This is a genomic window from Weizmannia acidilactici, assembly GCF_008974225.1.
Taxonomy (GTDB): domain Bacteria; phylum Bacillota; class Bacilli; order Bacillales; family Bacillaceae_C; genus Weizmannia; species Weizmannia acidilactici.
Genome location: NZ_BKZR01000097.1, coordinates 1 through 1,442, shown reverse-complemented (window position 1 = coordinate 1,442; position 1,442 = coordinate 1). Strand labels below are relative to the sequence as shown.

Here is a 1,442-nt window from a genome sequence, read left to right as displayed (position 1 = left end):
CATTTATTCATTTGATTATTAAAGACATTGGCGTCCAGTGTTGTTTTTGTTTTGGCTAATGATTGAAATAGATCAATGAGTGTTTGCAGGGCTGTCAAGTAATCCATCTCTTTGATATCTTCACAAAGTATGTAGAAAAGGTTTCCAATTGTTTTTGGACCCTCTTCCTTTCTCATTGCCAGGCAATTAAAATATAACGGGTAAACACAATGGTTGTATGGCTAATTAACATATCATAAGATCGACCCTGGAATTCTTTTCCCAGATTTAAAAGCGATTTACTGACTTCAATGTCCCAACGCATGCCATAAATACGCACAATTTCTTCGTTGCTTAACGTGGTATCTGTGCTAAGAATGGCAAGCCACTCACTGCGTTTATTGCGGTTTCGGACAAAAAGGATCTTTGTCGGTATGCCATTATCAAGGCTGACGTGAACGGAGCACAGAATCTCTTTTTTATCCATATGTGGCTTCGCTTTTTGGTAAAGCTGATCCAATGTCAATTTCTGGCCATTCAGCAAATATCGCTGATTTAACTGCTTTACCATACCGATCACATACAGGCCTTTGCTGGTGATTTCCTGGATTAAAGGAGCCTGCGTAAACCATGTGTCCATTAAAACGTAATCGGCGATAATTCCTTTTTCCAGTGCGTGATCGAGCAGTTTTGAAACCACTGTCGGCTTGGATTCAATAGCTTCCAGCCGGCGTTTGTATCCGGAAGTCCGTTTATCAAGATTAGGATTGATTTCCTGCTTGCGGTTTTCTTTTTTGGCAGAGCTCATCAGCGCAAAGTCAACTGGTATAAACGAGAAGCTGTCTGTCCAGCCGAGCGTCAGCATTTGAAACCCATTCATAAATCTCTGTTGGAATGATCAAATACTTTAGCCAAGAGTTCCACATGTTTACTACGGTTTCGGGAATAGAGAGAATCATCTATAACGAAAGCCGTTACCCGATTTTTAGATGTCAAGGGCTTGATAAACCCGATGATTTCACCACTCAAGGAAAGAAGAAATTTTCTCCAGTTATAAGTTGGCGCATTTAAAAATCGTAGACAGTGTCTTTCCCCGGCATATCGGCCGTCTTTTACTCGTAAAGGCACGAAACCAGTTTTTATATTGGAAAACCAGCAAGAAGATCAGTTTAAAAACAGAATAGCCGGCAAGCTTCTTGATATTGGCTTTTCGCAGATGATAGCCAACATTTAATTCAGAAAATCCCTGTTTTATATCATTTGGCAATTGCGCAAAGTGGTATTCTTTCGTTATCATATAGGTGACACCTTTCTTTATTGGTTTAGGTTTGGACACCTATATTTTACCAAAGAAGAGGGTGTCTTTCTTTATGTCTGTGAGATCTTTTTAAAAAATCAAATTCATTCTTTAGATTAGCTTATTTTAGCTATATCATATGGTTAAGTGGTATTTCTAACTGCGA

At 39.0% G+C, this 1,442-nt stretch carries 1 pseudogene; it reads right to left on the bottom strand.

Annotation, left to right across the window (positions count from 1 at the left end):
* A pseudogene (locus tag GBH70_RS17945) lies at window positions 1-1,276 on the bottom strand (IS4 family transposase); the annotation flags it as partial.
* Window positions 1,277-1,442: the final 166 nt, after the last annotated feature.